Raw genomic sequence first — 26,455 nt, forward strand, 5'->3', positions numbered from 1 at the left:
TTTGACCACCGGCGGGTCGCTGCGCTTCACGCGGCGACCCGCCTTTTCATTTTGCGAGACCGCGACCGCCCCCGGTCGCATGGTATTATAGCAATCGCTCCTTGCTTTTGGACTTCTGGATCGCTCGTAGCCACGGCTAAAGTCCAAAGGCAAGGAGCGATTGGTATTGGTCCTTGCCAACCTGCTGCGTAGAAATTTCGCTCCGACCGCACCGAGGGCGGTTCAACCGGCCTCTCTTTCGCCTCTCGCAGGCGAAAGCCCCCCAGCCCCCAGTCTGACCTGATATGCACCAAACCCTCCGGGATGTCCCCATCCCCGCCTTGTTCATTTCCGCCGGTCGCGTGCTGCGCGCCGCGGCGTTCATTGTCGCACTTGCCTGTGCATTTAACCGGGAGTCCGTCGCGGCTGACGCCGGCAGCCCGCTTTCGGGCTCCGTGAGCAACGCCGCCACGAAAAACATGCTCGAAGGCGTCCGGGTTGAAATCCCGTCCCTCAGCATGTCCGTACTGACCGACGGTTCCGGGCGGTACACCTTCAACAACGTCCCCGCTGGCACGCACGAGGTGGTCGCGACCTACATCGGCCTCGATTCGCTGAAGCGCAGCGTGACGATCACGGCCGGCCAGCGCGCCACGCAGGATTTTGATCTCACCACCGGGATCTACCAGCTGGCGACCTTCAAGGTCACCGGCGAACGCGAGGGCAATGCCGCGATGATCACCGAGAAGAAGAACGCGGACAACGTGAAGGACGTAATCGCGATGGATGCTTTCGGCTACCTGCCGAACATGAGTGCAGGCGAAGTCGTCATGCGGCTCCCCGGTGTGGCCGGCAGCCCGACGGACGAGGGCCTCGCCTATCGTTTCAACATCCGCGGCATGGATCCGACCCTCAACAACGTCACGGTCGACGGCGGCTCGCTCACCACGCTCGGCACGAATCGCGCCTTCGAACTCCAGTCGATCACGGGCGCGATGTTCGAGGGCATGGAGCTCATCAAGGGCCAGACGCCCGACAAGGGCGCCGACTCCCTCGGTGGCACCATCAACTTCAAGACCCGCTCGACGTTCTCGATGCGGGAGGACCGCCGCACCACGTACAACTTCAGCGTGCGCTGGGCCCCGCCGTTCCTCGAGCAGACGCCGATGCGCTCCGATCACCGGGCGCATCCGATCCTCAATCTCACGCACCAGCAGGTCTTCAGTGTGCTCGGGGGTCAGCGCAACCTCGGCATGTCGGTGAATATTTTCTATTCGGAGAACGCCGTGGGCGGATTCGAGACGATCTTCGACCGCACCAGCCTGGCCAATGGCCCCGCCCCGGTCTTCAACTACCAGACCTGGGACAACATCAACAACCGCAAGCAGCAGAGCATCGCGTTCAAGACCGATTACAAGTGGTCGAACAACACTAAGTTCTCCCTCGGCGTCACGGAAAACGACAATTTCGAGCGGCACCGCCGCCGGGTCCGGGTGACCGCCGCCGCGTCGGGTAACAGCAACACCGCGGTCCCCAGCGCCACCACCGGCATCGTGCCCGGTCTGTTCACTAACACCGTCACGGTGGTCCGCCCGATCGCCAGCACCTCCGCGGCGGGCACGAACACGAACAACATCGATGTGCAGATGGACGGCCCGCTGAATTACTACGTCCGCATGGGTCGCGTCGATTTCAACGCCGAGCATACCTACAACGCGTTCAATCTCGAGTACGCGGCCAACATCGCGCGCACGACGCTGAACAGCGGCCAGGGACGCGGCGGCCAGCTGAACATGCGCCTCTTCGATCCGGCGGCGCAGGTCCCCGGCCGCGCCGTGTTCTTCGGCGGCGCCGGCTGGACCCTCGATCAGACGGCGAATGAACTGCACCCGCGCTTCATTCAGAATGGCGGTCCGGATTTCACCAACCCCAACAACTATCTTCCCCGCGCGACCGACGGTCTGGTCTCGCAGCGCAACGAATCGGACCAGATCCAGAAGCAGTTCCGGATCGACGCCAAGTACCGCCTGCCGATCACCGCGCCGATCGCGCTCAAGACCGGCTTTCACTGGCGTACGCTCCAGATGGACCAGTGGAGCAAGGAACGCCGCCGCTGGGTGCCGAAGGCCACGGCCGCCTACGATCCCACCGTCACCTTCGCGCCTGACACCAATTACCTGAGCTATGACCGCGTGCAGACGGGCCGCGCGATTCCCGTCTGGCAGGCCGAGGGCATCACCGTCGACGGCAAGCCGGCGAATCCCGGCCTGTGGAACGAGGACCTCTATTATTTCGAGAGCCAGAAATTCGTCGGTACGAACCGGCTCAAGGAGACGATTCCGGCCACCTACCTGATGGCCTCGGGCCGATTCGGCACCCAGGGCTGGCTCTCCCGGACCGGCTTCCTCACCGGCATGCGCTTCGAGCAGATTCGCACGGAAGCCTCCGGCTGGGTCCGCTCCCGCATCTTGAGCACGGCTGCGCAGCAGGTGGCTGATCCGGTCGGTTCCGCCCAGCGCGACTACGCCAACAACCCCCGCAATCTCTCGGCCAAGTTCGATCAGAGCTTCCCGAGCGTGCATGCGTTCCACGACATCACGCCCAACCTCAAGGCCCGCGTGAGTTGGTCCACCGGCTATGGCCGCGCTCCCCTCGGCAGCCTGCTGCCCGCCGAAACTCCCAACGACACCGCACGCACCATCACGTTCAACAATCCCGGCATCAAACCGCAGCGGGCCTCGAACTATGATGCCACTCTCGAATACTACTTCGAGCCGGTCGGCAGCATCACCTTCGGCTGGTTCCACAAGAAAATCACCGACTATATCGTCTCTAATCTTCAGGCGGGGATCGTGGGCGCCGGGGCGGACAACGGCTACAACGGCGAATACGAGGGCTATTCCGAGCTGACGACGTTGAACGCCGGTGACGTCTACGTCCAAGGTTGGGAGTTCGCCTACAACCAGCAGTTCACCTTCCTGCCGGGCGTGCTCAAGGGCTTGTCCGCGTCGTTCAACTACAGCCTGACCGAGCAGCATGGTATCGGCGCTGCACCGACTCCTGGCGGCACTCCGGTGCTGGGCCGGGCCCCGGGCCCCGGAACGCCGGCGGTTTACTTCGGCAAGCGCGACATCGCGAACTTCATTCCATGGGTGTACAACGCGTCGATCAGCTGGCGCTACAATAAGTTCAACACGAGCCTGCTCTATAATGTCACCGGCGAGAATCCCACCTCCATCAGCGTGCTCGCCCCGGCGCTCAACCAATACCGTTACACGATGAAGACCCTGAACTTCTCGGCCGGCTATCAGTACAAGCCGAATCTCGGGTTTTCGGTCAACGTCTCCAACCTCCTGAACGAGCCGCAAGTCTGGTATGTCGGATACAAGGATCGGATGCGTCGTACGACGATTAACTTCGTCACGATGACCTTCGGCGTGAACGGCCGCTTCTAAACGGTTTCCTCCCAAGGCGGGTCGCTGCGCAACGCGCGGCGACCCGCCTTTTTTATTTGCCGGGACCGCGACCGCCCGCGGTCGCTTGCCGCCCTAACGAAGCGCGTTTCGACTTTCGCCTGCTGAACGTGTCGGCGCCCGCCCGCAACCGGGGCGAACCGCCCACAAAGTCCGGCGACACTGTGGCGACACCCTCCGTAAGATCGGCGTGCTGTTCCATCCCCAGATCCACAAACCGCGCGGTGGTGCCGCGAGCCCGCCGGGCCCCGCCTCACCCCGCCGAATGGTCACCCGGATGGCAGCACCTCCTGTCCGCTCCGGAGTAAAACCGCCGCGCCTGTTTGTCATCTGATAGATGAAAAGCAGGTGTGAATAGTGAGGGGATTTTCGGGTGGACTTCCGGGGAGCGATCCCACCCGTGCTCCTACGGGCGTGATCCGCGGGTGCTCTCGGCAAGTTTGCCGAGGCAGAGCCAAGCGCCCGGGCGCTGGTATGCAGCCAAGAGCGGGCGACCGGGGGCGGTCGCGGTCCCGTCGTTGCCCATCGCTCTCCTGACTCTGCGGCTTACTTCCTGGCTTTTTCTTCCGCCGTCATCGTGTAGCTGAGAATCTGCCCGTCCTGCAGCAACCGCTCCTTGAGCTTCGCATAGGGCACATCCTGCACCGCGATTTTGGCGTCGATGGCCATCACGGCCGCGGTGGCCGCGGATTGTCCGAGAATCATGAATACGGGCTCCATCCGGATTGAGCCGAACGCGATGTGCGAGCTCGAGAGACACACCGGCACGAGCAGGTTGTCGGCCTGGCCGCGTTTCGGCACGAGTGAACCGTAAGCGATCTCGTACGGCCCACCCGTCGGCACGCCGATGTCACCCTCGTTCTGCACGTAGCCTTCCGGCGTGATGTAGCGCTGCACATTGTGCGAATCGATGGTGTAGCTGCCCATGCCGACCGAGTCCGGCGTCGGCTTCTTCTTCCGCAGTTCATTTTCCGTCATCACGTACAAGCCCACCATCCGGCGCGCCTCGCGCACATAGATCTGGTGCGGCCAGCCGCCGTTGTCCTTGAACTCGTCCTTCGGCAGCCCCCACTTGCTCATCGCGTCCCGCACGTCCTTCGGCACCCGCGGATCCGTCGTGATGAAATAGAGCCAGCCCTTCTGGTAGGTCTCGTGCTCCTTCAGAATCTCCCGGCGCCGCTCGTAGGAACCCTCGGGGTAGTCGTAGCTCATCCCGATGTTGTCGGTGCTGAACGGCCCGTGGTTGTTCGTGTCGGTCTTGTGATTCGGAATCGGATCGAATTTGCCGAACGTCTCCTTCCAGCCCGCCGCGTACACGCGCGCGAGCAGTTCGTACTGCTTCGGGTCATAGCCTTCCGGTTTGGCGAACGGAATGCGGTTCTCCGCGTGGTCGGTGAGGCACATCCGGTAGCAGTACGCCTGCACCTTCTTGTCGCCCTCGCCGAAATTACCCGGATGCGCCGCGCTGATCCGCGGCAGCACGCCGCTCTTCGGATCGCCCGGCACCACGTACGGGCTGATTTTTTCCGCCAACACGCCGAAGTGATGGCGGTGGTGCAGCACGCCGGTCTGTACACCATTGTGCTCCTCGCCGTACACGCGGTTGGCCTCGCGGCCGACGTGATAGTCGACGCCCGCCGCCGCCAGCAGATCACCCTCGTAGGTCGCGTCGATGAACATCCGGCCGGTGTACGTCTTCCCGCTCAGCATCGTGATCGACGTGATGCGCGCGCCGGTCTTCTTCACGCCTTTCGCGCGGTCGAGCCACTCGTCGCGCACCACCGGGATTTTTTTCTCGCGGACCAAATCGTCGAACACCTTCTCGGCCACGCTCGGTTCAAAAATCCACATCGTGCGCTGCGCCCCGTCGATGGCCGGCGTGCCCTGGCCCTTGTTGCCGTATTCGTTCTTCGGCTGCCAGCGCCAGGCCGAGGCGGAATCATAGTGACGCCAGACGCGGTGATAGAACTCCCGCGCCAGTCCGCCGATGACGGACTTGTTGCCGGTGTCGGTGTACCCGAGGCCGCCGCTGCTCAGGCCGCCAAGGTGTTTGTCGGGGCCGACCAGCACCACGGATTTGCCCATCGCCTTCGCCTGGACGGCGGCCATCACGCCACCGCTGGTGCCGCCGTACACGACGACATCGAAGTCCTCGGCGTGCAGCCACGCACTCGCGACCATTGCTCCACACACCGCCATTGTCATCCGGGGGTAACGCATGCGGTTTTGATGCGCACGGGGCATGGCGTTGTCCAGCCCCGGTCTCGCCCCGGGGATTCTTGACGCACCGCCCGGCGGAAACCTTGCTCGCGTCATGTCGTCCCCGCTGTTCCCGCTCCCCTCCGCGCCGACTTTCAGCCGCCGGGCCTTCGTGGCCGGAACGGCTTCGTTCGCCGCCGCCGCCTGGCTGTCATCGTCGCGGCTGCTGGGGGCCGTCACCGGCTCGCCGCGTTTTGCCGCGTATCCATTTTCCCTGGGCATCGCGTCGGGCGATCCGGCGCCGGACAGCGTGGTGTTGTGGACGCGGCTCGCGCCGAAGCCGCTCGAACCCGGCGGCGGCATGCGGCCCGAACCCGTCGAAGTCTCGTGGGTGATCGCGGAGGACGAGGCGCTCGCGCAGGTGGTGCGTTCCGGCACGGCGGTCGCCAATCCCGCCTGGGGCCACTCTGTCCACGTCGAAGCGGGCGGGCTGCGTCCGGATCGCTGGTATTGGTACCAGTTCAAGGCCGGTGGCGAAACGAGTCCGAAGGGCCGCACCCGCACCCTGCCCGCCGCCGACGTGCTGCCGGCTCGCCTGCGGTTCGCGTTTGCCTCGTGCCAGCATTACGAGACCGGCCTCTTCACCGCCTATCAGCATCTCGCGCGGGAGGATCTCGATCTCATCGTTCACCTCGGCGACTACATTTACGAAGGCGCCGTGCGCGAGAAACAGGTGCGGCGGCACAACGGCCCCGAGATCATGACGGTTGACGACTACCGCGCCCGCTACGCGCTCTACAAACTCGATCCCGCGCTGCAAGCCGCCCACGCCGCCGCGCCGTGGATCGTGACCTGGGACGATCACGAGGTGGCCAACAACTACGCCGGCGACATTCCGGCCCGGCCCGGTCCACGCGACGAATTTCTGCGCCGGCGCGCCGCGGCCTACCAGGCCTATTACGAGATGATGCCGCTCCGCCCGTCGGCGCTCCCCAGCGGACCGGACATGCTGCTGTATCGGCGTCTTGGATTCGGCCGGCTCGCGTCGTTCAACGTCCTCGACACGCGCCAGTATCGCACCGATCAGCCGCAGGGCGACGGCCGGAAGCCGGCTTCCCCCGTCCTCATGGATCCGAAGGGCACGCTGCTCGGCGCGAAGCAGCGCGAGTGGTTGTCCGCCGGCCTGGAACGTTCGGCGGCGACCTGGAACGTCCTCGCGCAGCAGGTCATGATGGCGCGGGTCGATCTCACCAGCGGTCCGAAAGTCGACTACAGCATGGACCAATGGCCCGGCTACGAATTCGAACGCCGCCGGGTGCTGAGGCACTTTCACGACCACAAGATCAGAAACCCGATTGTGCTCACCGGCGACATCCACACCCACTGGGCCAACGAACTCATCGCGGATTTCGATCAGCTCGACTCCCGCAATGTCGGCGTCGAATTCGTCGGGACGTCGATCTCCTCCGGCGGCGACGGCTCGCCGGTGCCACAGGGCCGAGAAAAGTCCGTCGCGGAGAATCCTTTCGTCAAGTTCCTCAACGGCGAACGCGGCTACGTGACCTGCGAGGTCACGCCCCGCCAGTGGACGACGGCCTACAAGACGGTGCCGTACGTATCCCGGCCCGGCGCGCCGCTGCATACGCGCGCGACCTTTGTCGTCGACGACGGACGTCCGGTGCTGCAACGGGCCTAGGCGCCACGGCGCGCCACCGCATGACCGACTCCGCTTCCTCCCCGCCCGGTCCGGCCGGTCTGTACCAGACCGTCATGGATCTCGCACGCGACGGCATCGGCTGCGTGCTCGTGGTGCTGGTCGAAACCTTGGGCAGCACGCCGCAGGACGCCGGGGCGAAGATGATCGTCACCGCGGCCGGCCGCCACAGCGGCACCGTCGGCGGCGGCCGGGTCGAGGCACAGGCCATCGCCCTCGCACAGGAAATGATCGGTCCGTCCGGTGCCGCGACAACGCCGCCCCGATTCGTCAACTGGAGCCTCAAGGCCGACGTCGGCATGACCTGCGGCGGTTCGGTGAAGCTCTATTTTGAACCGCATCCCGCCGCGCACCGCGTCTGGCCCATCGCGATTTTCGGTGCCGGCCACGTGACGCAAGCGCTCGTGCCGGTGCTGTTGCCGCTGCCGTGCTCACTCACGGTCTGCGACTCGCGTCCGGAATGGCTCGACCGCCTGCCGCGCGCCGCCCATGTGCGCACGGTGCGTCACGACCACCCCGCCGACCTTGTCGCCACGCTGCCGGACGCGACGTTTCTCCTGTGCATGACCCAGGGACACGCCACCGACCGTCCGATCCTGCTGCGCGCCCTTCAGGCTAGGGATTTTCCCTATATCGGGGTCATCGGGAGTGACGCCAAAGCGGCGGTCCTGCGGCGTGAATTGCTGGCGGACGGACTGCCTCCCGAGCGAGCCGCCGGCTTCCACTGCCCGGTGGGCCTCGATTTTGGTTCCAACCACCCCCACGAAATCGCCCTGAGCATCGCCGGTCAGCTGCTCACCGAACGTGATCGGGTGGCAGGTGCGTCGAACCGACAAATCTAGGGTGTATTCCTCCAAACGCATTGCCAAGGTTACATTCGTCTGCACATTCCCGCGTCGTGCGTGCGACCCGCCACCTCCTCCTCTGGCTGTCCGGAACTGCTTTGGCAGTTCCGCCGCTGACAGCAAATCCACGGACGGAAGCGGCCCCGACGACGAGCGAACGCTCCGAGCCGCTGGCGCAAGCCGGTGAAACAATTGCCACCCTGGGTCACCACGCGGCGGCCAGTGACATCATGCACGCGCGCCGGCCAGTGCTCACACCGGACACGTACGCGCTGCGTTTTTCGTATTCGCTCGATGACGCGCGGCCGCGCAGTGCGAGCACTGACACCACGCTGCGCGCGATCGAGCTGACGGCGCTGCAGGCGGCTGAGCACAGTGCGTTTCGCGGCTGGGGCACGATCAACGCGCACGCGTTTCGCTCGGTGGCTGCAGCGGGCGGCTCGCTGCTGCCGGAAGCGGTTTCGCTCCCGTCAGGAACGGAATCGACGCCGGTCGTGGGCGTCCTGGCGGTTTCGCTGCCGACGACGTTTGCCGCGGGCGAGTATTCACTTGCCGGAGACGTGACACCGTCGGGCGGCACGATCGCGGCGCTCGGATTCTACAAGACCTTCTCGTCCACGGAGCCGCCCGCGCGCGCGCTGCTTTCGGACGGACCGCCCGCCGCGATTCCCGAGCCCTCGACAGTGGTGCTGCTCGCGGCTGGATCGCTGGTCGTTTTCCTGCGGATGCGCCGCGCTCGCTCCGACGCCTGACGGCCCGGAGGGTGGCAACGTCTTCGCCTCCGCGCTCCGGACTCTTCCGCGAATCCCGCGAACCGACGCGAATTCCAGCGGCCGAAGGTGGATCGACCGATCAACCTTGCGCGCACCGCTGGTGGCTCCTCGCGTTTCTTGGGTCTCATACCAATCGCTGCTTGCTTTGGGGCTTCTGGATCGATCGTGGCTACGAGCGCCAGCGAGTGGCCGAACGACCACTCGCTGGCGCTCGTAGCCACGGCTAAAGTCCAAAGGCAAAGAGCGATTGGTATCATTCGCGTGATTCGCGGGCACTTGAATGGTTCCGCCTGGCTGACGATGAGGAGAAACGCGGCAGCCCGGCTCCAGCCCCGGCGAAATGTTCCTTGGTCTTGCGCGGAACTCCCGCCGCCGCCACCGTACAGACATACTGCCATGGATCGCTTCGACCCCTTGAGAGTCCTGACTGTCGCCGCTGCCGCGTTGCTGTGCGTAACACCGGTACGATCGCAAACACCCCCGCCTGCGTCCACCTCGCCCGTGCTGACGCCGGCACCGGCCGAAAAATCCCAGACGTCATCGGCGCCGAAACGCACGCGCGCGATTTCCAGTGAAGTGGCCGCCGCCCTGGCTGCCGCGGCACCGAAGTACACCGCGCCCGCGCCGGCGCCCAAGGTGGAACCGAAACCCGAGGCCGAGTTGCCCGACTTGCGGGAGGCCGACAAACCCAAGAACACGATCGTGCGCCTGCCGAAGTACATCGTGCGCGAGCCCAAGTCGCCGGTGTTCACCGAGCGGTCCATCAGCACGGAAAAAGGTCTCAAGGACATCGCGATGCGGCGCTATATTTCCGATGTCGATCGCGCCCTGAATCTCGCGAACCTGCCATTCTTCAGCGCCCTGGCCGAACGCCGCGCGCTCGCCATGTACGCCGAGGACGAACGGCTGCGGAACATGTCCGATCTCGAAGACGACGCCAAAGCCGCGAGTAAATCCGACGCCGCGGCCGGCACCTATATCCGGCGTGAGGCACAGAAAACGTATCTCCGCACGAGCGATTTTGGCTGGAACGGTGGCGGCGTGAAGTGACCGCGCGGTTCGAGCGGCGATGGTTTGAACGGGGTTGAGTTGGCTTGTATTGGACCGCGACCGCCCCCGGTCGCAATGGGTCGGAAGCGACCGGGGGCGGTCGCGGTCCACGGGCATCGGTCCCAAGACATCGGCCCCAAGACATCGCTCCCCGGCTTTTCCCTCAACAAAGGGCCCGCGCGATCGCGGCCCATTCCGCCTCGAGCGTCGTTCCGGTCTCCGGCACCGGTTGCCGCGCGCGGGCGTACCAATAACCGGCATTGCCGTCGTCGCCTTCCTTGCGGTGCAGGTACGCGTGTACCCACGAACCGTCACGACTGTGGTCGTCCTGCGCGCAGCCATGGGCGGCAGCCCAGTCGCCGCGCGCATCGTGCCACAAGGCATGTACCGCCAGACTCGCGCCGGCGGGCGGCGTCGTTTCGCGCTCAATCGATCGTTGCAGGTCGGCAAATGACATTTGCGCCAAACTGGCCGAAGGGTTTGTCATTTCAAACCAACTCTCCCTGCCGCACGCTCTTCCGTTTCCTTCCGCCGCCCGACTGCATGCCGACCGCCGAACACGTCATTCTCCGCGAACTGCTCGCCCGCGAACCGAGCTGGGTTTCGGGTTCGGTGCTGGCCAAGCGCCTCGGAGTGAGCCGAGTCGCGGTGTGGCAGCACATGGAGAAACTCCGCGCCGCCGGCTTCGCGTTCGAGGCGCAACGGTCGCGCGGCTACCGCATCGCGGAACGGCCGCCCACACTGTACGCGCCGCTGGTCGAAACGCAGCTCAAGGTGCGGCCGCGGAATTTCTCGCTGCTCGTGCTCGATGACGTCGACAGCACCAACGACGAGGCGGCGCGACAGCTCGCCGGCGGACGCCCCGCGCCGTTCGCGATTCTCGCGCGCCGGCAGAGTCGCGGCCGCGGCCGGTTCGGACGCGCGTGGCACAGCGAGGCGACCACGAATCTCTACGCGAGCTTCGCCTTCCGGCCCAGAGTCGCCCCCGAGCGGATGCAGACGTTCACGTTGTGGATGGGCGTCAACATCTGCGAACTGCTCGCGAACTTCGCCCAACTCGCACCCGGCATCAAATGGCCCAATGACATCCTGTTCGACGGGCGCAAGGCCGGCGGGATGCTGACCGAGGCGCGCGTCGACTCCGACCAAATCCGCGACCTCGTCTTCGGCCTCGGCCTCAACGTCAACAGCCCGTCCGGCGGCTGGCCCGCCGATCTCGCGCGCCGCGCCATCTCGCTGGCCGAGGTCACGGGCGCACCGCTCGATCTCAACCGGCTCGCCGCCGCGCTCATCGGCCGGGTGCTGCTCGCGTATGACAAATTTGTGGACGGCGAGCACCTCGGCACCTTCGCCGATCTCTGGCACCGTTACGATCTGCTGCGCGGCCGGCCCGTCACCTTGATCGAAGGCGGACGGCGGCATCACGGGATCGTCAGCGGTCTGGACGACGAGGGCGCACTGTTGTTGCGCGACCAACACGGCAAGGCGCACCGGTTTCGCGCCGGCGAAGTCACGATGGAAAAGACGTCCTGAACCAGGAACCGTCCCGCGCGCCACCCTTCCCGACAAACGTCCTGACGTGCACCTGCGACCCAACCGATGATGAAGTCAGGATCCGGGCTAGCCATCGCCCGTCATTCGCGCACATTACGAGTCCATCGACATGCCCGACGCCACTGCCGCCATTGAGGTCAGCCACCTGGTCAAAACCTACGGTGGGGTGACTGCGGTCAGCGATATCAGCTTCACCGTCGCCCAAGGCGAGATCGTCGGCTTCCTCGGGCCCAACGGCGCCGGCAAGTCCACGACGATGCGCATCCTGACCGGCTACCTGCCCGCGACGTCCGGCTCGGTCCACATTTGCGGGGTGCCCGTGGCCACGCAGCCCGATGAAATCAAGCGCCGCATCGGCTACATGCCGGAGAACAATCCGCTGCCGGACGACATGCGCGTGTCGGAGTACATGTATTTCCGCGGCCGGCTGAAGGAGATTCCCCGTCGCAAGCTCGGACCGCGCATCGACGAGGTCCTCGAGGTGTGCGACCTGAAGCGCGTTCGCCACAAAATCATCGCGCAGCTCTCGAAAGGTTACCGTCAGCGCGTCGGCATCGCCGAGGCGATCCTCGCCGAGCCGCCGGTGATCATCATGGACGAGCCGACCATCGGCCTCGATCCGCACCAGATTCTGATCGTGCGCGATCTCATCGCCAGTCTCCGCGGCCGGATGACCGTGATCATCTCGTCGCACATCCTGCCCGAAATCGAGATGACCTGCGATCGCGTGCTCATCATCAATCAGGGCCGCGTTGTCGCCCAAGGCACGCCGGCCGAGCTCCGGCAGGAAATCTTCGGGCTCTCGACCTACAAGCTCGAGCTGGCGGGCAACGTGGAGGCGCTGCTACCCGCAGTCATGGACATCGACGCGGGCCTGCAGATTTCCGAGCAGTCCGAGCCCGACGCCGGCGGCTTCCGCCAGATCACGCTGACGACGCATCGCCCCGACGATTTGGGCGAACCGTTGCTGCGCACGCTGCTCGCCAAGGAACTCCGGGTGCGCGCGCTGACCCGCAAGCAGCCGACGCTCGAGGATGTGTTTCTCGCCGCCACGCGTCGCAGCTGGGACACGGTGGCGGCGCCAATCGCGCCGACGCGGAGCAAACCCGGATCGCCGGAGTCTCAGAGCTGAGTCCACTTCCGTGCCACGCTTTCACTTTTCCCGCCCGCCGTTCCATCCCGTTTCCGGACGATGAAACATTTCCTGACCCTGCTCAGCCATGAGATCCGCATGCTGCTCGTCAGCCCGGCGACGTATGTCGCGGCGACGCTGTTCCTCGGGTTCATGGGGCTCATCTTCACGAAGATCCTGGAGATCTACAGCGGCACGCCCCAGGAGGCGTCGCCCGCCAGCGTTTACTTCCAACTGTTCTGGCTGCCGGCGTGCGTGATGGTGCCGCTGCTCACGATGAAGTGTCTGGCCGAGGAGCGCCGGCTGGGCACGTTGGAGACGCTGCTCACCACGCCCGTGACGACCACCGAGGTCGTGCTCGCGAAGTTCGGCGCGGCTTACTTTCTGTACTGTGCGTTGTGGGCCTCGACCGTCGGGTTCTTCTACATCCTGACGAAGTTTTCGGGCGACGCGCGTTTTCTCGATTCCGGCCCGCTCGTCGGCGGCTTCCTGTTCATCGCGGTCTCGGGATTATTTTTCGTAGCGATTGGTGTTTTCTCCAGCGCGCTCACCAGCAACCAGTCCGTCGCCGGCATTCTCGGCTGCGTGCTGCTCGCGTCGCTGATTCTCGGCGGCAACGCCCTCTCGGATTCGCCGTGGATTGAGCAAGGCATGCTGAAGCCGGCGAAATCGGTGATCGAGTATGCGCATGTGTTCGGCCACCGCGACGACTTCACCCGCGGCGTCATCGATACGCGGCACCTGCTTTTTTACGCCAGTGGCACGGTGCTCGCGCTGATCTTCAGCATCCTGAGCGTGGAGGCGAAGCTGCTGCACTCCTAGAATAGTTGAGAGCTGAGAGTTGAGCGTTGAGCGATTGGACTGCCCAACCGAATCACCCTCCGCTCCACCACCTGCTCTCAACTCTCATCCCTCAACTCTCAACTCAGCCGCATGTCCTTCCTCGAAAGCTTCCGCGCCGTTCGCTGGCTTCGCACGCTGAATCTCGTGCTGCAGGCGGTGCTCGTGCTGTCGTTTTTCGGCGGACTCAACTACGTCGCGAAGAATCACGCCTGGCGCTTCGATCTTACCAAGCACCGCAAATTCTCCCTCTCGCCGGAATCGCTCTCGTACGTGCGTAATCTCCAGCGGCCGGTGCACGTGATCGTCACGCTGTCACCCGACAACGACAACCCGGAGGTCAAGGGCCTGATCGACGAATACGTTTACGCCACCGAGGAGCGGACCTCAGGCCGCGTGACGCGCGAGACGCTCGACGTTTATCAGAACCGCCGGCGCGCCGAGGAGCTGGGCGTCGACCAAGCCGGGATCATCATGCTGATTTCGGGCGACAAGCGCCGGATCGTCACGATCGACGATCTCTACACGATGAAGGACAAGAAACGGGACACGTTCAAAGGCGAACAGGTCCTGACCGCGGCGATCCTCGACGTCTCGATGCTGAAGCGCGAACGAATCTATTTCGTGACCGGCCACGGCGAGCTGCGCATCGACAACGCCGATCCGCAGATCGGCCTGTCCACATTGCGTGATCAACTTCGACTGAGAAACTTCGAAGTCGAGGGCCTCGACTTCACGTCGAACCGCAAGATCCCCTCCGACGCCTCGCTGCTGGTGATCGTCGCGCCGCAGAGCGCCTTCTCCCGCCTCGAGCAGGAAAACCTGCGCCAGTATCTCAGCACGAACGCCGGTCGCCTGATCATGCTGCTCACGCCCGGCAAGACGACGTCGGCGCTGGGCCTCGACGATCTGCTGCTCGACTGGGGTGTGCTCGTGCACAACGACGTCATCCTGGACAGCGGGCCCGAGAACATCACGGAGAACCTCGAGCTGCTGATTCGCGCGCTCGCCCCGACGCATCCGATCACCAAGGCCCTCGTCGACAGCGGCAGCCAGCCCCTGCGACTCGGCATGGCGCGCACGGTCATGCCCGATCCGGGCCGGAGCCTCAGCGGCGGGCTCAACACGATCACGCTCGCGGCCACCTCGCCGACCGCGTGGGGCGAACGCGGCGGATTTCGTCCCGGGGAAGTGCCGCGCTACAATCCCGGCATCGACACCCGGCCCATCGGCGGCATGGAACCGCCGGATCGCCTCGGCGTGATGGTCGCCTCGGAACGGCTGGCCGTGCGCGACAATCTCCCGTTCAGCGTGCGCGGCGGCAAACTCGTCGTCATCGGCAGCGGCGATCTCCTGACCAACGGCCGGCTCGACAATGCCAGCCTGCTACTCGCGCTCAACGCCGTGAACTGGACCGTCGATCGCGACAACCAGCTCTCGATTCCGCCCCGCCCCATCGAACGTTTCCAACTCTCCCTCAGCGCCGCCGACTTCACCCGCCTCCGTTACGCCGTCCTCCTCGGCCTCCCCGGTGCCGCCATGCTCCTCGGCCTGCTGGTGTACTGGACCCGGCGGGCGTAGGCTGAAGTTGATAGTTGAGTGATGAGAGTTGAGAGTGAAATCCCAACCATCGCCCGACTTTCCGCCGCGCCCGCCGTCCCTCAACTCTAAACCCTCAACTCTCAACTTCACCGGTGCGCACCAAAGTCACGCTCGTCCTGATTTTCCTGAATGTCGCGCTGTTCTTCTTCATCTTCAAGTTCGAGCGCAACTGGCGCACGGAATCGCGGGGATTGGAGACGCGGCGCCGCGTGCTGGGCGCCGAGGCCGCGGATATTCGCTCGCTGGTGGTGACGAGCTCCGCGCCGGGCGCCTCCTACAGCCTGGAACGCAAGCGCGACGCCTGGTCGCTGACCAAACCGCTCGACTGGCCGGCCAACGCCCACGCCGTCGGCGCCATCGTCAACGAACTCCAGCTCCTCGAACACGAGACCGCCTTCGCCGTCAGCGATCTCGCCAAGAACAATCTGTCCCTCGCGGACTACGGCCTCGACAAGCCGAAGATCGTCGTCGCGTTCTCGTCGAGCGATCCGACGCTCACCGGCGGCTCATCCCGTCCACTCACCGAGCTGCGCATCGGCGACACGACGAAGGACGGCAAGCGGCTCTACGTGCTCTCGCCCGATCGCGAACGGGTGCACATCGTGACGCGCAGCCTGGTGGACAGCCTGTCCGTCCCGCTCGACAAGCTGCGCGCCGACACGCTGCTCTCGGTCCGCGTGTTCGAAGCCAAGTCGGTCAGCGTGGTACAGACCGCCGCCGCGGAGTCGACGCGCTCATCCGCCCCGGGCGTCCGCGTGCGTATCCGGAATGATGGCACGCGCTGGACCTTCGAGTCGCCGCACAACGCCCGCGCCAGCAAGACCGCGGTTGAACTGCGCATCAGCGAACTCAACGCGCTCCACGCGAAGTCGTTTCCCGCCACGGCCCCGTCGCCTGCCGCCGCGCCCACGCTGCGCATCACGATCGAGGGCAACAACCGGATCGAAACGCTCTTCATCGGCGAGCCCGTCGCCGATACGACTCCCGTTGCACCGCGCCCGGGCGAAGCCGCCGTCCCGACCCCGCCGGCCACCGAGTACTTCGCCCAGCTGGAAGGTCGCAACGCGATCTTCACCGTCGCAATTCCCCAGGTCCTGCTCGAGGCCCTGCGGAGCGCGCAGACGAGCCTGCGCGAAACGCGTTTCCTGGAATTCGACTCCGGTGCGGTGACGAAGATCGAACTCTCCTCGCCGACGCAGCCGAACCAGCCGCCCGTCACGCTGCAACGCCTCGAACCGCCGCCCGGCCAGGCCCCGAACGCCGCGCTGCCCTGGCAGGTCGTCCGCCGCGGCGAAGGCGCCCAGGGCCCGCAAACACTCCCCGCCAACCGCGCGTCCGTGCAACGGCTGATCGAGCAGCTTTCGTTGCTGACGGCGAAGGCGTTCAAGAGCGACGCCCCGACCAGCGCCGATCTCGAGGAATGGGGCTTCAACCGCCCGCTGCGCGAGATCACGCTCACGCTCGCCGGCAACGCCGCGCCGCTGGTGTTGCGGATCGGCACTGACGCCAATCGCACCGCGTACTACGCGCGACCGGGCACGGCAGCCGACGCCGGCACGTCGATTTATCAGATCGGATCCGAGATCGAGCCGGAGCTTCCGCTCAGCCCGCTCGCGTGGCGCGATCGGGCGGTGACCGAGCCGTTGCCCGCCACGGCGCGGATCAGCGCGCTCAAGGTGTCGTATGTCGACTCGAAGATCGTGCTCTTTGAAACCACGTTCGCGGCCGACGGCGCGCCCGCCACGCCGCCGCGCGATCCGAAAGCGCTCGCGGATGTGATCGGTGCCCTGCGCAATCTGCGGGCGAAGGAATTCGTCCCCGGCGGTTTCTCGGAACGGATCACGGCGGCCGGCGACGATCGGCCGTGGCGCCTCCAGCTCGAGGCCAGCATCACGCTGCCGGGACCGGGCGGCCTCGAGCAAACCACTCCGTTCACCCTGCTGCTCTCCGAACGCGTCGGCGGCAACCTGCAGTTCGCCGGCTCCAAGGAACTCGACACCGCCTTCTCCCTCGAGCAGCCGCTGATCGACGCGCTGTGGTCGCTCACGTACGGCGACCGGGATCCCGGTGCCCGCACGGCGCCGAAGAAGTAAGCGGTCAGCAGCGATGGAACGGGACGCGCTGGACCCGTGACACACACACTGATGTGACGACGAGCAACGCATGAAATCCTGGAAAGACCTGGGCGCGCGCGCAGTCCTGACCTGCCTGGGTTGGGTTGGCTCGCTCGTGCTCTGGACACTCTGGCTGGGCCTCGTGCTGGTGCTCGTGTTCCAGTTGTACATTCTCGCGGCGAACGAGCTGACGCTGCCCGATTTCATTCTGCGTCGCCTGGAAACCCAGCTGGCGGAGTCCGGTCTGCGGGCGACATTCTCGCGCACCACCTTCGATCCGTCGGGCCGCGTCCTGATCGAAGACATCAAGCTGTCGCTGCCCGCGTTCAACGAGCCGGTGGTCACCGCGCGCGCCGCCTACGTCCGCCTGAGCCCGTGGTTCCTCGTCGTTGGCCGGGTCGAGCCGCGCGAAATCCGCCTCATGGGCGTCACCGCCTCCGTGCCCGCGATGCTTTCACCCACCGGCGCGTCGGCCACGCTCGTGCGCGACCTCGATGTCACGCTCGAGCCGTCAGACCACGCCGTGGCGATCCACCAGCTGAACGGCCGTATCGCCGGCGTGGTGACGTCGGTCCGCGGCAGCGTGCTGCTGCGCAAGGATCGGAGCGCTCCGCCCGGCGAGAGCCTGACTGAGATCGTGACGCAGCGGTTCTCGCGCTTCTGCCGGCAGGCGCTCGCCGTCGCGGACTTCGTCACCCAGTTCGACGAACCGATGGTGAACATCGAGGTGTTCCCCTCGGAGTCCGGCGCACCGACGTTGCGACTGCTCGCGCTCGCGCGCACGCTGCGGCTGAAGGCACCGGTGGCAGTCGAGGCGCGCAACCTTCGCGCGAGCACGACGCTGCTGCTTTTCGGTGACGCTCCGCCCTCGGACGTCGCGGTGTCCGTGAGCGACCTGCAATTGCCGGACGGCGCGTCGGCCCGCGGCGTCAACGCCCGCATCATCGGCCGCTACCGGCTTGACGACGGCCAGTTTGATCTGCGCGAAGTCGCGCTGACGACGGACGCCGTGAGCGTCGCGGACGTGAACGCCACGGCGGTGTCGGCCCGGATGTTTCCGCGCGGGCTGCCACGCTTCGAGACGAGCGCCGTGTTCGCCCTGTTCGGCGCGCCGCTGTTCGTACGCGCCGACGTGGATCTGGGCACGCGCCAGGCGGCGGTCCGCTTTGAGGGCGCAGTCTCGCCCGCGGTGCTCGAGGTCGTGAGCAAACGCGTGGGCACCGACGTGCGCCGGTTCTACGAATTCGAGTCGCTGCAGGCGCAGCAGGGCGAGGTTCGTCTCGGGCCGGGCTGGAAATTCGAGCGCCTGCGCGCACGGGTCGCGATACCGCGGATGAATTCCTACGGCGTGATCATGGAGGAGGGCCGGGCGGTCGTTGAACTCGAGCCGGGCCGGTTCGGATCGCCGGAAGCCTTCGCGCGGGTCGGGGAGAATTTTGCGTCGGGCACCTACGAGCACGATCTCACCACCCATCGCTACCGATTCCTGCTCGACGGCCGGCTGCGCCCGCTGGCGATCTCGCGCTGGTTTCGCGAGTGGTGGCCGGATTTTTTCCGCCAGCTTGATTTCACCGCGGGCCCGCCCGACGCCAGCGTGGACGTGCGCGGCACGTGGCGCGACAGCGGGGAGTCGAACGTGTTCGTTTTCGCCGACACCACCCGGCCCGTCATCCGCGGCACGCCGTTCGATCGCGTGCGCACGCGGCTGTTCATCCGTCCGGCCTACTTCGACAGCCTCGAACTGCTGGCAACCGCCGGGACCGGCGAAACCAGCGGGCGGTTCACCTACGTCGGCAACCCTGAAACCCAGGCGTGGCAGTCGCTGGATCTGCGGCTCGACTCGACGTTTGATCTGCCGCTGATCACCCGGCTGCTGGGTGCGACCGGCGAAAAAATCCTCGTGCCGTTCCAGCTCGCGAGGCCGCCGACCCTCAAGCTTGAGGGTCGGTTTGCGCCCGCGGACGCGCCGGGCGGCCGCGTGGAAAAACTCCGGATCGACGCCCGCACCACCGGCAATTTTCGCTTCCACGGCTTTCCCCTGCAGGACGTGTCGTTCATTGCGTCGGTCGACCGCGACGAAATCACCCTCGACGACATCGCCGCACGCTTCGCCGGAGGCAACGTCAGCGGCCACGCGCGCGTCTGGGGCGAAGGTGCCGCGCGGCGCGTTGGCTTCGACGTCGCCCTCGTGGATTCCAGTCTCGGGTTGGTCGCCGCGAGCCTGGAGGAGTTTTTCGCGGGCCTGCGCGGCCAGCCACCGGCGCCGCCCGGAAAATTCGTGCAGGAAAAGGCCAACGTCCGGCTCGATCTGGCCGCGTCCGCCGAGGGACGCTACGACAGCACCACCAGTTATCACGGTGACGGCAACGCCGTCCTCAACGGCGCGGAGATCGGCGAGGTGCCGCTGCTCGGCACGCTCTCGGAACTCTTCAAGTTCACCGCCCTGCGTTTCACCGAAGCCCGCGCGAACTTCAAAATCGACGGCGGCAAGCTGGTGTTTCCCCAATTCATCGTGCGCGGTTCGAACTCCAAAATCGACGCCCACGGTACCTACGACTTCGAGCGCCAGGGCCTGGATTTCAACGCGAAGATCTTTCCCTTCCAGGAAAGCGAGAGCCTCCTGAAAACCGTGGTCGGCGCCGTGCTCTCACCGCTCTCCAACGCCTTCGAGGTGAAACTCAAGGGTTCGCTCGAGAAACCCGACTGGACGTTCGTGCGCGGTCCGACGAATTTCCTGCGCGCCCTCGCGCCCGGTGATCCTGACGCCCCCAAACCCGAGGCGACGCCCGGCGAAGCGGATGCCCCCGCCCCGCCCCCGAACCCCGGCGCAACGCCCCCGCCCGCCGCCCCGCCGCCACCTTAACGCACCAATCCCCGCGAGTTACGTCGGCTTGAGCCCTCAGACTTTCCCATTGCACTCGCGACCAAGCCACGAATAACCTAGGGTGAAACCCTCAATGACTACCGCCCTGCACCCTCGTCAGCTCTCCCGTTTGGAGCGCGCCTCCCTGGGTTTCGCGGGGGCGTTGATGCTGGTGAGTGCGGCCACGCTCGCCGGCTGGTGGCTCTGGGTGGACGAGTTGTTGCAGCCCTTCGGGGCGTTTTCGCCGCTCGAAGTCAGCGCCGCGCTGGGCTTCGCCTCACTCGGTGCCGCGCTGTGGGCCGCCGAGTCGCGTCTCCGGCTCGCCTCGGCCCTCGCCACCGTCGGGCCGCTCCTCGGTGCGGTCACGCTGCTCGAATATCTCCTGCAACGTAATCTCGGGGTCGATCGGCTGCTGGCGGCCGGACGCTCCCTCGTGGTGGAAGCGCATCCGGGCCGGATGGCAGCGACCGTGGCGACCTGCCTCGTCATCGCGGGCCTGTTGTTGCTGTGGCGGTTTTCGGGGCGGCTCCGAACGGTGCGGCTGCCGGTGCAGGCGGGGCTCGGATCGCTCCTCGCGGCTGGCGGCCTGGCCACGCTGCTGGGTTACGGCGCGGATCTGCCGCATGTGTATCAATGGGGGATGGCGACCGCCGTTCCACCCGTGGCCGGCGTGGCCCTGATGATCCTGGGCCTTGCCTTGGTGCTGCTGGCCTGGCGGGAAAACCTGAACACGCACGGTGACGCCCCGTCCTGGTCGGCGCTGCCTGCGGTGATCATCGGTCTCACGCTGACCCTCATTCTCTGGCTTGGCCTGCGCAGTCGCGAACAGAACTTCATGGCGCAGCACACGCTGTCGCAGCTCGACAAGTTTTTCCACCAGGCCGAGGACCATCTCGACAAACAGATCGCGCAAACCGAGCGCCTGGCCCGCCTCTGGGGCGACGCGCCGGACGGGGGCCGGGCCTCGCGGGACGCCGACGCCGCGGCGCTGATGAAACAGGGTTCCGCCGAACTCGGCTGCGTGAGCGTGACTTCGCTCGACACCGCCGGACAACTCGTCTGGTCGTATCCAGTCGTTGATGACGCCGCGATGCCGCCGGCCGCGTCCGTGCTGGATCCGGAACGCCGCGCCGCGCTCGAGCGCGCGCTCGCCGGCGGCGGCCAGCCGGCCGTGACGCTGGAGGCCCGGGTACCAGGCACCAGCGGGCCCGAGGCGGGCTTCGTCATCTACGCGCCCGTTTACCGCGCCGGCCGGGCCACCGGCGCCGTCGCGGCGGAGTTCTCGGCGCGGAAATTCTTCCATGTCGTCACCACCTCCCGCGCCCGGATCGACGATCACTACCACGTCACCATCGCCGCCAACGGCGTGACATTGTTCCAGAACGCGCCCAGCGACGCCACGCGCCTCCCGGCCCTCGCCGCCGAACGCACCCAGGCCGTCGCCGGCCACCGGCTGCGGGTCGGCATCACGCCGTCGGAAACCACGCTCGCGCAGACCCGGCGTTTCCTGCCTGAACTCGCATTCGCCGCCGGATTCGGCCTCACGGCGCTGCTCGGCCTGAGCGTGCAACTCGCCCGCAGCGCCCGGGCCGGCCAGCGCGCCGCGGAACTCTCCAACGAGAAACTGCACGCGGAAAACGTGGAGCGCCGGCGCATCGAGGACCGGCTGAAGGTATCCGACGAGCGGTTACGGCTCGCCCTCGACGCCACCCACATCGGCATCTTCGAGCGCGCCGTCATCTCGGGCCACGTTTATTACAGTCCGGGACTCTGGGCCATGCTCGGCTACGAACAGATGCACATGCCGTCCACGGTGGACGCCTGGCAGAGCCTGATCCATCCGGACGACATGCCGCACTACCGCGGCGGCACCGAGGCGCAGCTCACGGGCGCCCTGAGTTTCATCGAGGCCGAATACCGCGTGCGCGCGCGCAACGGCGACTGGCGCTGGGTCTACACGCGGTCGAAGTCGGTCGCCACCACCGCTGACAGCCGTCCGACCCGGATCATCGGCACGGTGCAGGACATCACGGCCCGGCGCGAAGCCGAGATCGCGTTGCGCGCCAGCCAGGCCGAGGCCCGCAAGCTCTCGCTCGTCGCCGCCAAGACCGAAAGCCCGGTGCTCATCGCCTCGCCCGACGGCCGGATCGAATGGGTCAACGAGGCGTTCTGCCGCGTGATGGAATTCACCCGCGACGAGGTGGTCGGCCGGCATCCGGTGCATTTCATGGACGGGCCTGACACCAACCCGCGCACGATCACGCGAATTCGCGCCGCGATGGCACGCGGCGTCGGCATCAGCACGGACGTCGTCAACTACTCGAAATCGGGCCGCAAGTACCACCTGCACCTTGAGATTCAACCGGTGCGCACCAGCGGCGGCGACGTGGAGCATTTCATCGCTGTCGAAACGGACGTCACCGCCCGCGTCGAAACCGAGGATCAACTGCGCCGCGCAAAGGCCGAGGCCGACGACGCCTCGCGCGCGAAGAGCGAGTTCCTCGCCTCGATGTCGCACGAAATCCGCACGCCGATGAACGGCGTGATCGGCATGACGAGTCTGCTCATGGATACGACGCTGAGCGCGGAGCAGACCGACTACGTCAACACGATCCGCACGTCAGGCGAGGCGCTGCTCACGATCATCAACGATATTCTCGATTTCTCGAAAATCGAATCGGGCAAGATGGAGCTCGAACGCTCGCCCTTCGAACTGTCGCTCTGCCTCGAGGAGGCGCTCGATCTCTTCGCCCTGCAGGCGTCCGCCAAACGGCTCGAACTCGGCTACCTCATCGCGCCGGACGTGCCGACGTGGCTCATCGGCGACGCGACCCGCCTGCGGCAGGTGATCGTCAATCTGGTGAACAACGCGGTGAAGTTCACGCCGAGCGGCAGCGTCTCGGTCGAAGTGCGCAATCAGCCGCCCCTCACCGGCATCGAAATTCAGCCGCGCGCCGCGGACGCCGACTTCGAAACCGCGCGCCTGGAGTTCAGGGTGCGCGACACCGGCATCGGCATTCCGCCCGAGCGCATGGCGCGGCTCTTCAAGGCGTTCAGCCAGGTCGACTCCTCGACCACGCGCAAGTACGGCGGCACCGGTCTCGGACTCGCGATCAGTCAGCGCCTGTGCCAGCTGATGGGCGGCGACATTCGCGTCGAGTCCGACCAGACGCGCGGCACTGAAATCATTTTCACCCTCGCGACCGAAATTGCCCCGTCGCGCAGCGACTCGGGCCTGTCGTCCACGCCCGATGCCCTGCGCGGCGGCTGGGTGTTGTGCGTGGAGGATCATCCCGTGACCCAGGCGCGACTGCGCGCGCTGTTCGCGACGTGGTCAGTGGAATGCGTGGTCGTGGCCGATGCGCCCGCGGCCGTGGCTCTCGCCGCCGGCCGCGCGAAGGCGCCCGCGCTGCTCGTCTTCGACGCGGGCGATTCGCCCGATGAACCGGCGCCGCTCGACACGCTCACGGCGATTCGCTGCCCGCGGCTCGCTCTTTACCCGTTCGGTCGCACGGCGCCGATTCCGCCGTCCGACGGCCAGCCGTTCGCGAGCACGTCGAAGCCCCTGCGGACGATTTCGTTCATCCTGAGTGTATCCGGCCTGTTCCAATCGGCCGCGCAGGGCAGTCTCGCCGCGAGTCTGACCAGCGACCGCCCGATGGGCGTCGAGATCCCACTCGAAGTCCTCATCGCGGAGGACAACGCGGTGAACCAGAAGGTCGCGTTGCGCCTGCTCGAGCGGCTCGGCTATCGCGCCGACGCGGTCGCGAACGGCCTGGAGGCCGTGACCACGCTCGAGAACCGCCGCTACGATCTTGTGTTGATGGATCTGCAGATGCCGGAAATGGACGGCTTCGAGGCGACGCGACAGATCCGGCAACGCCTGCCGGCGACGCGTCAGCCGAAGATCGTCGCGTTGACCGCGAACGCGATGCAGGGCGATCGCGATCTCTGTTTCGCCGCCGGCATGGACGACTACATTTCAAAGCCGGTGAAGATTCACGAGATCGCGGACGCGATTCGCCGGCAGTTCGTCAAGCCGGCGGCGGCGCCCACGACGTCGCGGCAGGGCAATTGAACAAAAGCTGCCTCCGGTGGTTGCTGCAGGCGGCTACTGTTCACCTGAAACCGCCCTGGCCGCGGCACCGCCGTCCCCGCGGCGGGCTCGCTTGTCGCTCGCGTCTCCGCCAACCTGCGACGACGCGTCAGCACGGCGCGTCACCGTACATGCTCATCGATTGGACCCGACTCCTGCCTGCTCTCCTCTGCCTGCTCCCGCCCATCGCCTGGTTTCACGGGCGGCGGGTGCGTTACCGGGCGCTGAGTCACGACTGGAGCGGCTATTGGACGCGGACATTCGGCCTGGGCCTGCACTCGATTGATTTCGGCCGGGCGGTACTGGGGGCGTGGTGCCTGACGGCCGGCGTCGCGGCGCTGCCCGACGCCACCGGACCCTGGCGCCACGTCGCGCTGATCGTACAAGGCGCGGTGCTCGCGACGGCCGTCGGGCTGCAGACCTTTGTGAGCAAACAGCCTGGTACGACGCACGCACCATTCGCATTCGTGGCCGGGCTGGTCGTCGGCTTTCTCCCCCTGCCCATCGCCGGCCTCGCCCTGTGCCTCGCCGTGGCCATCGCGGCCGGCCTGCGCACGCCCGCCGGCTTTTTTCCCGCGTGCGCGTTCGCCATCATGGTGCTCGGGCTCGCCCTCTCCGGGATGGCCGGGCTAATCCGGCTCGCGTTGATCGCGAGCATCACCCTGCTGCCCTGGCTTCTGACCCTGCTGTTTCCGCGCACGCTTGTACTCTCGCATCTCACCCGCCGGATTTCCGCCGCGGAAGCAGCCGAACCGGATCCGCGTTAACGTCCACGCGCCGTCCGTCTCACAGCAAATCGCGCAGGCCCGCGAACTCCGCGGCGCGCGCCGGATCGGCCGCGAGATTGGTGGACTCGCCTGGATCGCGTTCGAGGTCGAACGCCAGCCAGGGCGAGCCGTCGGCGTTCAACACCAGTTTGCGCGCCGGCGTGCGGACACCCCGCCACGGGCGATCGCACTGGTGCGGCAGCGCCACGACGGACGGCATCGAGATTTTTGCGGCGCGACTTGGCGCCGTCCAGTCACGCCCATCGACCCACGCCTGCGTCATCGCCGGCAGATCGAGCAGCGAGACCGCGCTGGCGTCGCGGCGGGCACCACCAGCCGGCATGCGGACCAGGAACGGCACGCGCACCGACTCCTCATAGGGCCAGCCTTTGCGCAACAGACCGTGGGCACCGTGCATGTCGCCGTGGACCGACGTCACGACGATGATCGTGTTCTCGCGGGCCACGACCGAGATCAGGCCCTCCAGAGCGCGATCGGTCGCCTCGATGTGCGCATGGTAGCCGGACAATTCCTGCCGCACCCGCGCCTCGAATTCGCCCCCGCGCGGCACATTGGGCGGCAGCACCAGTCGGGACGGGTTGCGCGGCTTCACGCCGGGCGTGCGGGCGTCGTACGGCGGATGCGGTGGCTCGAGACTCACCACGCAAAACCACGACTGAAAGCGATCCGTCCAGCGCAGCGCGCGCTCGCACACCACATCACTTTGATAACCCCGGAACTGCGTCGCGCCCGGCAGCTCCGTGCCGTGGAGAAACGGATTGTTCAGCTGAAAGCCGCCCTCGAATCCCTCCCAGTGCGCGAATCCACCGCGCGCCTCTTCCGGCACATGGCTGACCGCGTGCTGCACGCCGACGAGCGGCACGTTCCGCTCACGCTCCGACAGATGCCACTTGCCGAAAAACGCCGTCGCGTAGGATCGCTCGTTCATCGCGTGCGCAATCGTCCGCGCGCCGATCGGGAGCGGATCGAAATAGTCCGCCACGCCGTTCTCGGGTGAAGGCACGCCGGTCAGCATTGCGGCGCGCGCAAACGGCCCGAAGGGATGCGGCGTCACGGCCTGGGTGTAATTCACCGACTCCGCCGCCAGCGCGTCGAGCACCGGCGTCCGCGCGTTGACGTCGCCGGCGTAGCCGCACGCCTGCGCGCGCCACTGGGTCGTGACAATCCAAAGGACGTTGGGCGGCTTGGGACCGGGCGGCGTGGGTGTCGCAGTCGACATGACCTGTGTTTGATACACCGGTCCGAGCCACCACAACCGAAAACATCCGCCGGGGCATCGCACGTTTATGGGGTATGCCACCCTGCAACGACAGGGTCAGCGGCGGGCGGGCGCAGGCTTGAAAGCGGGGCGCAACCGAAGGGCGCTTTCAGCGGTCAGGAGGCTGGCGGCCTCGATCGTCTCTCTACTATCGCCCGCCGCTCCGCCCTACCCG

The 26,455-nt window shown here is 66.3% G+C and carries 16 protein-coding genes; 13 read left to right on the top strand and 3 right to left on the bottom strand.

The window, feature by feature from the left end:
• The first annotated feature begins 284 nt into the window (after window positions 1–284).
• Window positions 285–3,434 (top strand): TonB-dependent receptor, encoded by a 3,150-nt coding sequence (locus ACLJEU_RS18630; RefSeq protein ID WP_414660003.1) that lies wholly within the window; start codon window positions 285–287, stop codon window positions 3,432–3,434.
• Between the two features lie 564 nt (window positions 3,435–3,998).
• Here ACLJEU_RS18630 and ACLJEU_RS18635 read toward each other — a convergent pair.
• Window positions 3,999–5,657 carry an FAD-dependent oxidoreductase gene (locus tag ACLJEU_RS18635; protein ID WP_414661058.1) on the bottom strand — a complete coding sequence of 553 codons (1,659 nt, stop codon included), beginning with the start codon at window positions 5,655–5,657 and terminating at the stop codon, window positions 3,999–4,001.
• Window positions 5,658–5,766: 109 nt separating this feature from the next.
• On the opposite strand from ACLJEU_RS18635, the gene ACLJEU_RS18640 reads away from it, so the two are divergent.
• The 4 genes from ACLJEU_RS18640 to ACLJEU_RS18655 all read left to right on the top strand — a co-directional run bounded on the left by ACLJEU_RS18640 (window position 5,767) and on the right by ACLJEU_RS18655 (window position 10,033).
• Window positions 5,767–7,347, top strand: coding sequence for an alkaline phosphatase D family protein (locus ACLJEU_RS18640; RefSeq protein ID WP_414660002.1), 1,581 nt, complete (start codon window positions 5,767–5,769; stop codon window positions 7,345–7,347).
• 20 nt (window positions 7,348–7,367) lie between these two features.
• On the top strand, window positions 7,368–8,207 hold the full coding sequence (gene xdhC, locus ACLJEU_RS18645; protein ID WP_414660001.1) for a xanthine dehydrogenase accessory protein XdhC: 840 nt from the start codon (window positions 7,368–7,370) through the stop codon (window positions 8,205–8,207).
• A 233-nt stretch (window positions 8,208–8,440) separates the two neighbouring features.
• Window positions 8,441–8,962, top strand: a complete 522-nt coding sequence (locus tag ACLJEU_RS18650) for a PEP-CTERM sorting domain-containing protein (RefSeq protein WP_414660000.1) — start codon at window positions 8,441–8,443, stop codon at window positions 8,960–8,962.
• 522 nt (window positions 8,963–9,484) lie between these two features.
• Entirely contained in the window at window positions 9,485–10,033 is a 549-nt protein-coding gene (locus tag ACLJEU_RS18655) for a hypothetical protein (RefSeq protein ID WP_414659999.1), read from the top strand.
• Between the two features lie 163 nt (window positions 10,034–10,196).
• Here ACLJEU_RS18655 and ACLJEU_RS18660 read toward each other — a convergent pair whose 3' ends face one another.
• Window positions 10,197–10,490 (bottom strand): hypothetical protein, encoded by a 294-nt coding sequence (locus ACLJEU_RS18660; protein ID WP_414659998.1) that lies wholly within the window; start codon window positions 10,488–10,490, stop codon window positions 10,197–10,199.
• Between the two features lie 86 nt (window positions 10,491–10,576).
• Between ACLJEU_RS18660 and ACLJEU_RS18665 the strand changes: the two genes are divergently transcribed.
• The 8 genes from ACLJEU_RS18665 (at window position 10,577) to ACLJEU_RS18700 (ending at window position 25,001) form a co-directional block, all read left to right on the top strand.
• The gene (locus ACLJEU_RS18665; protein ID WP_414659997.1) at window positions 10,577–11,566 is read left to right on the top strand and encodes a biotin--[acetyl-CoA-carboxylase] ligase; all 990 of its coding nucleotides are present in this window, start codon (window positions 10,577–10,579) and stop codon (window positions 11,564–11,566) included.
• A gap of 130 nt (window positions 11,567–11,696) precedes the next feature.
• The gene (locus ACLJEU_RS18670) at window positions 11,697–12,719 is read left to right on the top strand and encodes an ABC transporter ATP-binding protein (protein ID WP_414659996.1); all 1,023 of its coding nucleotides are present in this window, start codon (window positions 11,697–11,699) and stop codon (window positions 12,717–12,719) included.
• 60 nt (window positions 12,720–12,779) lie between these two features.
• Window positions 12,780–13,541: an ABC transporter permease gene (locus ACLJEU_RS18675; RefSeq protein WP_414659995.1), complete on the top strand. Its 762-nt coding sequence runs from the start codon at window positions 12,780–12,782 to the stop codon at window positions 13,539–13,541.
• Between the two features lie 111 nt (window positions 13,542–13,652).
• A complete protein-coding gene (locus ACLJEU_RS18680; RefSeq protein ID WP_414659994.1) occupies window positions 13,653–15,140 on the top strand; it encodes a GldG family protein in 1,488 nt (495 codons plus the stop codon).
• Window positions 15,141–15,253: 113 nt separating this feature from the next.
• On the top strand, window positions 15,254–17,254 hold the full coding sequence (locus ACLJEU_RS18685; RefSeq protein WP_414659993.1) for a DUF4340 domain-containing protein: 2,001 nt from the start codon (window positions 15,254–15,256) through the stop codon (window positions 17,252–17,254).
• Window positions 17,255–17,324: 70 nt separating this feature from the next.
• Complete coding sequence (locus ACLJEU_RS18690; RefSeq protein WP_414659992.1) at window positions 17,325–20,138, top strand: AsmA-like C-terminal region-containing protein; 2,814 nt, start codon at window positions 17,325–17,327, stop codon at window positions 20,136–20,138.
• Between the two features lie 94 nt (window positions 20,139–20,232).
• Window positions 20,233–24,216 carry a response regulator gene (locus ACLJEU_RS18695; RefSeq protein WP_414659991.1) on the top strand — a complete coding sequence of 1,328 codons (3,984 nt, stop codon included), beginning with the start codon at window positions 20,233–20,235 and terminating at the stop codon, window positions 24,214–24,216.
• Window positions 24,217–24,365: 149 nt separating this feature from the next.
• Window positions 24,366–25,001 carry a hypothetical protein gene (locus ACLJEU_RS18700; RefSeq protein ID WP_414659990.1) on the top strand — a complete coding sequence of 212 codons (636 nt, stop codon included), beginning with the start codon at window positions 24,366–24,368 and terminating at the stop codon, window positions 24,999–25,001.
• 19 nt (window positions 25,002–25,020) lie between these two features.
• Here the strand turns inward: ACLJEU_RS18700 and ACLJEU_RS18705 are convergent, their stop codons facing one another.
• Window positions 25,021–26,241 (bottom strand): sulfatase-like hydrolase/transferase, encoded by a 1,221-nt coding sequence (locus tag ACLJEU_RS18705; RefSeq protein ID WP_414659989.1) that lies wholly within the window; start codon window positions 26,239–26,241, stop codon window positions 25,021–25,023.
• Between the last annotated feature and the right edge of the window lie 214 nt (window positions 26,242–26,455).

Source organism: Terrisphaera buseokensis (assembly GCF_047521145.2).
Classification (GTDB): Bacteria; Verrucomicrobiota; Verrucomicrobiia; order Opitutales; family Opitutaceae; genus ER46.

Coding starts and splice junctions, on each gene's coding strand:
- ACLJEU_RS18630 (WP_414660003.1), top strand. CDS start 285: ATGCACCAAACCCTCCGGGATGTCCCCATCCCCGCCTTGTTCATTTCC.
- ACLJEU_RS18635 (WP_414661058.1), bottom strand. CDS start 5,657: ATGACAATGGCGGTGTGTGGAGCAATGGTCGCGAGTGCGTGGCTGCAC.
- ACLJEU_RS18640 (WP_414660002.1), top strand. CDS start 5,767: ATGTCGTCCCCGCTGTTCCCGCTCCCCTCCGCGCCGACTTTCAGCCGC.
- xdhC (WP_414660001.1), top strand. CDS start 7,368: ATGACCGACTCCGCTTCCTCCCCGCCCGGTCCGGCCGGTCTGTACCAG.
- ACLJEU_RS18650 (WP_414660000.1), top strand. CDS start 8,441: ATGCACGCGCGCCGGCCAGTGCTCACACCGGACACGTACGCGCTGCGT.
- ACLJEU_RS18660 (WP_414659998.1), bottom strand. CDS start 10,490: ATGTCATTTGCCGACCTGCAACGATCGATTGAGCGCGAAACGACGCCG.
- ACLJEU_RS18665 (WP_414659997.1), top strand. CDS start 10,577: ATGCCGACCGCCGAACACGTCATTCTCCGCGAACTGCTCGCCCGCGAA.
- ACLJEU_RS18670 (WP_414659996.1), top strand. CDS start 11,697: ATGCCCGACGCCACTGCCGCCATTGAGGTCAGCCACCTGGTCAAAACC.
- ACLJEU_RS18675 (WP_414659995.1), top strand. CDS start 12,780: ATGAAACATTTCCTGACCCTGCTCAGCCATGAGATCCGCATGCTGCTC.
- ACLJEU_RS18680 (WP_414659994.1), top strand. CDS start 13,653: ATGTCCTTCCTCGAAAGCTTCCGCGCCGTTCGCTGGCTTCGCACGCTG.
- ACLJEU_RS18690 (WP_414659992.1), top strand. CDS start 17,325: ATGAAATCCTGGAAAGACCTGGGCGCGCGCGCAGTCCTGACCTGCCTG.
- ACLJEU_RS18695 (WP_414659991.1), top strand. CDS start 20,233: ATGACTACCGCCCTGCACCCTCGTCAGCTCTCCCGTTTGGAGCGCGCC.
- ACLJEU_RS18700 (WP_414659990.1), top strand. CDS start 24,366: ATGCTCATCGATTGGACCCGACTCCTGCCTGCTCTCCTCTGCCTGCTC.
- ACLJEU_RS18705 (WP_414659989.1), bottom strand. CDS start 26,241: ATGTCGACTGCGACACCCACGCCGCCCGGTCCCAAGCCGCCCAACGTC.